Below are 6894 nucleotides of genomic sequence, written 5' to 3' on the forward strand. Positions count from 1 at the left end.
TAGAGCATCCGGTAGATCTCGGCAGAGATGAGCCTCATCTTGACGTCTCCCGCGGTCGCTCCTGGTTGGCCAAGAAAATGCCTCAAGGCCCGCGAGTTCGCAGTGACCCCGTGGTCAGGCTACTGCGGGGGGGCGACTGAGCAAGACAGGGCGCGGCGCACCCCTTCTCGAGCGACCACTCTCACCCGGCCGCCATTTCCTCGATGAAGACACTCCCGGGAGATACCCCGGTGACGAGTAGATAATCCCGAGCGCGGGTACAGGCCACGTAAAGAAGCTGTCGCTCAGTCGCCATGACCTCGTCCAATTCGAATTCGTCTGACACGCTTGAAAGCCGCTCCATCGAAGGTAGCGCGTCCTCGTCGCAGCCAAGCACGACCACCGATCGAAATTCGAGCCCCTTGGCGAGGTGCATCGTGTCGACGATAGGGCCGGTCCGATCTGCCTCTCCCGTTTCGGCGCCGCACAATCCGGCTGCCGCGACAGCGGCGAGCGCTCGTGGTCGCTGGGAATTGTCGCGAACGAACAGGCCGATCTCGGCGGGCGCCGTGCCAGCCTCCACCTGTGCCATGAGAAAAGCGGCAACGGCGGTAGTCTCGTCCTCCTCGCTCTCCGCCAGAACGATCTGCGGCTCGACACCGTCGAAGACAGACACCACGCCCCGGCGATCGTCTTCGAGGCCGTCAGTGTCGCGCAAGGCTTGTGGCAGCAGGCGATCTGCTGCGCGGCGGATCTGGTGCGACGTCCGATAGTTCACGCGCAATGTCGACGAGCGCCCCCGAACATCGACGCCAAGCCCGCGCCACGAGAACGGCTGCTGGAAGATGCGCTGTCCCAGATCGCCGGCAAAGAACAGTGCATCGTCTCCCTCGGGCGCGATCGCAGCCAGCATGCGAAGCTCGGCGACGCCGAGATCCTGCGCCTCGTCGACCACTATGTGATCGAACGGGCTGTCGCCTCGGTTCGTCCAGGCGTCCGTCACGGCCGAGAACAGTGCTGCCTCGGTCATAACGGCGCGCTGAGCGAGTTCGGTTCGGACGCGCTCGAAGATCGGCCACAGTGAGGCCCGTCGCGAGGCGGAAAGCCGGCTCTTGCGGCCCATGCGTGGGATGGTGCCGTATGTCTCGACGTCGGTGATCTGCCAGGCATCGACGACATGATGCCATTCCGACCGCAGAAAATTGTCGGACGCCGTTTCGCCTGCGTCCTCTGCCCCTCGTCGCAGAAGCGAGTCGACCAGCGCATTGGAGGCAAGCGTCGGTTCGCGGCCCGTCGCGAGAGTATGGAGCTGTTTTGCCACCTGAAGGAACGGGGCGACCAACACACGCTCGAGCATGTCCGGCCGGGCTGCCGTCAGCACCTTAAGCTTGCGCTTCAATGCCGCGGCCAATGGATCGGAGAAACTTGTCAGCAGCACGCGGGCTTGCGGATCGGCCCTGAGAGCCGCCATCACGCGGTGGAGCGCCACGACCGTCTTCCCCGTGCCGGCCGAGCCCGCGACGCGTGCGGGGCCGCGGAACCGCCTTTCGGCGACGGCGCGCTGCGACGGGTGCAGGAAGACCGCCCATTTCTCGAACGGCCATTCGAGCGCGGCCGCCAGTTCCTCGGCGCCGTCCAGAACGCGGAACCGGCGCCGTGTGTCCGGATGCTGGAACGGATCGGCCTGTGCCTCGGCCGAGGCTGGTTCCGCCGGCGGCAATTGCCCCGTCGCAGCATAGACGAGAAGCGCCTCCGCCGCCTCCGGTGGCAGATGCTCGGCGAGGTCTAGGAACCGGTCTTCGCTGGCCTGCCTGATATCGTCGACCCAGTCCTGCGGCACGCCGACCGAGGAGAGCGCCTCTCCATCGAGCGCGACAAAGATCGGCCTAGGCGCACTCTTGGGGGCCGATCTCCTGTCGTCCTCGGAACCCCGACCACTCGTGGCGTCGCCAGCGCCCTCAACATCGGCATCGGTCCCTCCGTCGAAATCGAACCCCGACTGCTGCGCCGCTCGCGGGCGGTCCAGTTCGACGACCGCCTCGCGAACCTCCGCGATCTGCAGCGAGCCTGTGGTGGGGTGGACCTCGATGCGCCGCCGGATGGCCCAGTCATAGGCGTCGTCGTGATGGCCGACATAGGCCAGCAGCACGCTGTCGCCGGATCTGTGCACGATGATCCGGAGATCCCGGCTCACCCTCAGGCTCCAGAAGTTGGGATCGCGGCTCTTGTCGACGCGGTGCATCTGGAGGCCCGGCCGCGAGGGATCTGCCTGGAGATCGAACGCGCTCAGCTTCGCCTGCTTCTGCTCGGCATTGGAGAGCTTGCCGAGCGAGCTCGTGAAGGTGTCGGCGAGGATCGTCGGCATCTACTCCCCGTTCGTCAGAACCAGGTATCAGACTCGGGAAGTCGAGTACCCAGCATATAAAGCCCGCTGTGCATGTCGATCATGCTGCAGTCGGATATACCAACAACCAGATCCGCCATTAGTCCAGTGTTTACGTAAATCGCACCTGGCTCAAAGGCTGCATCATCGAGTTCACTGCCTTCGGGCTTCCGTACAAGGAGGCCGGCTTCATGAAGTATTTTAAGCGCTGAGAATATCGGACCTCCGGGTGGTAACGCAATTTCAGCTGTTGTCATGGTGGACGCCAGGGCGGGTTTCGCGAAAAGCGCAGTCATGAACATCGCCGTCGCATTCCAACTGCCGATGTATCGTGGCCGATCTTTTGACAGGATGGGGGGCATCCACCGCTCCTGCGCACGTCCCAATTTTTGGAGATCATCTGGCAATCCGGCAGGGAGGATGACCTTCGCGAAAAGGTTTCGCCCCCCACTGAGGGATTGCTCGATCGGCAACGGACCACGCTCGTAGTGGAACATCTGCGCTGTGATTAGCGAGGAGCGTGAACCCGTTTGCAGGAAGTCGATGGATGCAGCCACGAAATTCTCTTCGAGCCTCGCCAACCGCCCCCAGGCGAGGCCAACCACGAAGCATACATGCCACGGGTCGGCGTCCTCATCGACCGCGAGCGCCATCTGCATCTCGCCATAGGCCATCTTGTTGAGCTGCTTTCCGGTGTCGCGAGGGAGTTGCTGCACTTTGGGCCTAGGCGGCCCACCGGACACGCCGCCTCCCTTCTCGCATAGTTCAGCGAAGTCGCGCTGGATCTGATTTACCGGCCTTGGAAGCTTCAGCCCTTTTTTCAAAGCCTCAAACCCCCATCACCTTCAGCACCTCGTCACCGAAATGGTTGATCACCTTCACCGCGATCCGCCCCGTCTCCGGGCGCTCGAAGGGCCGTGAGGTGTCGGAGTAGAGGCTCGCCCAGGCGTCCTCGTCGATCTCGGCGCGAAGCGCGGTCTTCAGCGCCTTGTACGGGTCGGTGCCGCCGTTCTTACCGGCCGAGCCGAGGAAATAGGCGTGGCGGACAAAGAAGCTTTCCTCGTCATAGTCGGTGTCGATGAACCAGGCGGCAATGCCGTCAATGCCGTCGGAGCGGATCTCGCCGCTCGCCGGATCGAACACGTCGACGCCGTGCACCTTCACCTGCAGCTGGCCGTCGGGAAGGGTCGTGAGCGTCATGTCCGGCTCGCCGAAGACGACGAAGAGATTGCCCTTGCCGGTGTTCTTCAGATCGTCCGCCATGTGAAGGTCGGGGTTCATCCGCGCCTTGATGATCGGCAGGTGCAGGAGCCGGGTGATACCGGAGGACCCTGCAGAGGTCGTCTGCGCTGCGAGGGGGGTGAACGAGCACGTGCCTACCAAAGCGACCGGCTCGCACCAGAGCCGCGTCGAGAGCGTCAGCATGGTTCGTCGCGGCGATCAGGAGCACGGGACTTCCGGACCGTCTCAGGCGGTCGATTTCCAGGAGCAAGCCCGTCACGACGGGGGTCCAGAAATCTCTGTTCCTCGAACTCATCCGCGCCCTGTTCGGCCCCGCATCCAACTCATCCAGGAAGCCTACCGCTGGGGCAGAGGCAGCGAGCAAGTCGAAGAACGCCGTCGCGGCCTTCACAACGCCATCGAGATGACCGCTGGTCCGGCCGAACCACTGGGCGACGGACGACTCGAAGAACGGCAGCTCCAGACTGCGCGCGAGCGACCGCGCCAGAAGCGTTTTGCCGGTTCCCGGCGGTCCGGCGAGCAGCGTGTACTCGGGCTGCGCCCCGGCCTCGCCGTTCTTCAGCGCGGTACCTTCGCGCATCGCCTCGATCGCCCACGCCTCGGCCTCGCCAAACAACGGCAGGTTGCGCAGATGAGGCACGCTGAGGTCGATCTCGACCGCCGTTCTCTTCTGCGAGGCTGCCCTGAGCCGGCGCGTGCAGTCGGAAGGTGTCGAACCTCGCCTGATCGCGGCGCAGATGTCGGGCAGATCGAGCCCGCGAAGATCTCGGTCCTTGAGGCCGCGCGGTCTCTTTCCGGTGATCCTCTCGATGACGTCGGCGAGAAGGCGCCGATCTGGAACCAGGTCGACCGTGACATCAACCGTGGCCGCCAGCTCCGGAGGCAGCAGGTTCTGCGGATCATGGGTGACCAGCGCGACCGATCGGCCCCTCGTCAACTCCTCGATCGTGCATCCCACGTCCATTTCCCGCGCGCCGCGCTGCGAACCCACGAGGCGATCGACCGTCAGTTGGGGGTTGAGCCTTTTCGCAGCCGACGCAATCGGGGGCGCCCAGGCGGCGGTGGGGACCCGGATGACGACCACCGTGCCGTGATCGCCGGCAAGAGCTGCACGCACCTTCGGCGACAGGGCCTCCGCGAGGGCAAGATCCGCCAGGATTCTGTCGGTGGTCGGGCGCAGCATCTTCGGATCGTCCGGGATCAGATCGAGATCGAACTCTTCATCGTCATCTTCGCGGTCGTGAGACATGAGGCCTCCATCGGCGGCCGCGGAGCCACCTGGTCAGAGAGGGTTTGTTGTTCGCGAGGGTTGGGGCTCAGAGTCGCCGGATCGACCAGGGCTGATCCAGTTCGCGCAAGCGGGCGACGGGCTTCCAGGAGGCTGCGGAGAAGTTTTTGCACCCGCTGGCGAAGACCGCGGCGTTGCTCCATCCGGAGAAGCGGATATCCCGCCGGAGGCGGAGGTGACCGGGCTCTTCCTCGCGCAGTAGTCCGGCGTGACGCATTTCGAGGCGGAGCTGCGTGGCGGGCCCGCCGGCCGACTCGTTCGCGTCGCTGCGGATGATGCTGCCGGCCAGGACGACGCAGCCGCCATTCGCTTCGACCGCGACCGCACGCGTCTTCGGTGCGACGAGTTCGTATAGGCCACGAGCCGGAGGCGCCCAGATGGCAGGTCATTCGTCGTCGTCCAGCTGCGGTCGACAAAATGGCGGGAGGCTCTGGGCGGGACATAGTCGGTGTCGCGCACGTACTTTCCGCCGACATACCTCAGCAGGACCTCCTCCGACATTTCCACGATCGCGAGTCCGATCGAGACAGTGCCGACATAGACGATGGTCGGCCGGTGCGGAGACCAGGTGCCGCGGTGGTAGTAGACGTTCCGCTCCTTCCTCGGGACCTCGCGCTCGTCGACCTCCGCCCGAGAAAGCGCTTGCCCGGCCGGAGCGATGACGACGCGGTGTCCTGCCGCCTCCAGGGCGTTGAAGAGGTCGTTGGCAAACTCGAGCGCCTTGTCGAGGGCGGCCTTCGAGGCCGTCACGTCGACGAGCAGCTTCTTGTACGGTTTCAGATAGCTGCCGGAAACATCGAACCTCGCCGCCACCTTGATCATCGGCTCGGCCCAGACCAACCGGTAGAGTTCTTTCCTCTCGACCATGAAGTCCCCCAAGCCTCCGGTGCGTCTTGCAACTGAGGCGCCACCATCGGCAGCCTTCCTGGCAGGGCGAAGAAGACCCTGATCCGCTACGCCGACGGCGACTATCGGCCGGATCCCGACGGCGCCCGTTTCCCGGCCTAGACTCCGCCGTCACCTTCGGAGGCGCTGGAGTCGGATCCGTCGCGGGGGCAAGGTCAGTGGGGCCAGGATCCTTTCTACGCGTCGATTATCAGCTGGGCTTGAGACGCTCGGTCAATTGGAGATGAACCTATGTCGCGTCAGAACGCCGTTGCCAGCATCCAAGTCGACGACAAACGAACGCGAGTCACGCGCTGGGACTTCGAGCCCGGTGCCGAGACCGGATGGCATTGTCACGAACTTCCATACGTGATCGTGCCTCTGACCATGTGTGAGATGCTGCTCGAAGAACCAGGCGGAGGAAGTCGGACCGTCACGATCGACCAGGGGGTGAGCTACAGCCGGGAGGCAGGCGTTGAACACAACGTCGTCAATGGCGGAGATGGGCCGATGTCATTCATCGAGGTGGAACTGAAGACTCCGGCCGGCTGACGCTCGGGTGTCTTATGATTGCCCTTCCACGTGGAGATCATGAGTGTTTCGCTGCCCAGCAGGCTTCCTCTCGAGGCGGAGAGCTTCACGTATGCTTTCCGAAGGCAGAACCCAGCCGTAGTTCTTCTCGAAAGCACGTAGCGCCGCCTCATGACCGGCGAGATCGTTCGAGGCCACTGCATCGGAAACGACCACCGTACGATATCCATGATGCACGGCGTGGCGAGCGGTGTCTTCGACGCACATCTCAGTGATGGTGCCGGTGACGATGAGACTGTTAACTCGCAGGTCGCGGAGCGTCTGGTCGAGATCCGTCTCGTGGAAGGCGCTGAAATAGACCTTGTCGACTACCGTTTCCTCCGGCCGCGGCTCAAGCTCGTCGACCACTGCTGCCCCTTCCTTCTCGTCCTGCACATCCGGGTATGCCCGCAGTCGGCCAGGGACACAGGCTGATGTCGGCGGCTCCAAGAGCTGAAGCCAGGTCAGGCGGGAGGCGAGCCTCCTGTATCTCGTGTCGGCGACGTACCTGGTGAAGATGACCGGCAGCCCAGAGGCTCGAAATTCC

At 64.0% G+C, this 6894-nt stretch carries 7 protein-coding genes; 1 reads left to right on the forward strand and 6 read right to left on the reverse strand.

Annotated elements, in window-relative coordinates:
• Window positions 1-181 precede the first annotated feature (181 nt).
• From N177_RS01760 to N177_RS20375, 5 genes are all read right to left on the reverse strand, one after another.
• Window positions 182-2344 carry a 3'-5' exonuclease gene (locus N177_RS01760; RefSeq protein WP_023430502.1) on the reverse strand — a complete coding sequence of 721 codons (2163 nt, stop codon included), beginning with the start codon at window positions 2342-2344 and terminating at the stop codon, window positions 182-184.
• A 14-nt stretch (window positions 2345-2358) separates the two neighbouring features.
• Window positions 2359-3036: a hypothetical protein gene (locus N177_RS01765; protein ID WP_244444221.1), complete on the reverse strand. Its 678-nt coding sequence runs from the start codon at window positions 3034-3036 to the stop codon at window positions 2359-2361.
• A 154-nt stretch (window positions 3037-3190) separates the two neighbouring features.
• Window positions 3191-3562 carry a DNA methylase gene (locus tag N177_RS01770; protein WP_244444222.1) on the reverse strand — a complete coding sequence of 124 codons (372 nt, stop codon included), beginning with the start codon at window positions 3560-3562 and terminating at the stop codon, window positions 3191-3193.
• Window positions 3462-4853: an ATP-binding protein gene (locus N177_RS21990; RefSeq protein WP_023430503.1), complete on the reverse strand. Its 1392-nt coding sequence runs from the start codon at window positions 4851-4853 to the stop codon at window positions 3462-3464. The genes N177_RS01770 and N177_RS21990 overlap by 101 nt, the downstream gene beginning before the upstream one ends.
• Window positions 4854-4886: 33 nt before the next feature.
• A complete protein-coding gene (locus N177_RS20375) occupies window positions 4887-5759 on the reverse strand; it encodes a hypothetical protein (protein WP_051402210.1) in 873 nt (290 codons plus the stop codon).
• Window positions 5760-6029: 270 nt separating this feature from the next.
• Here N177_RS20375 and N177_RS01780 point away from each other — a divergent pair, with 270 nt between their 5' ends.
• The gene (locus N177_RS01780; protein ID WP_040484977.1) at window positions 6030-6329 is read left to right on the forward strand and encodes a cupin domain-containing protein; all 300 of its coding nucleotides are present in this window, start codon (window positions 6030-6032) and stop codon (window positions 6327-6329) included.
• Between the two features lie 12 nt (window positions 6330-6341).
• Here the strand turns inward: N177_RS01780 and N177_RS20860 are convergent.
• On the reverse strand, window positions 6342-6894 hold a 553-nt coding region (locus tag N177_RS20860; protein WP_152527811.1), incomplete at its 5' end, for a cysteine hydrolase family protein.

This window comes from Lutibaculum baratangense AMV1 (assembly GCF_000496075.1).
GTDB classification, from domain to species: Bacteria; Pseudomonadota; Alphaproteobacteria; order Rhizobiales; family Tepidamorphaceae; genus Lutibaculum; species Lutibaculum baratangense.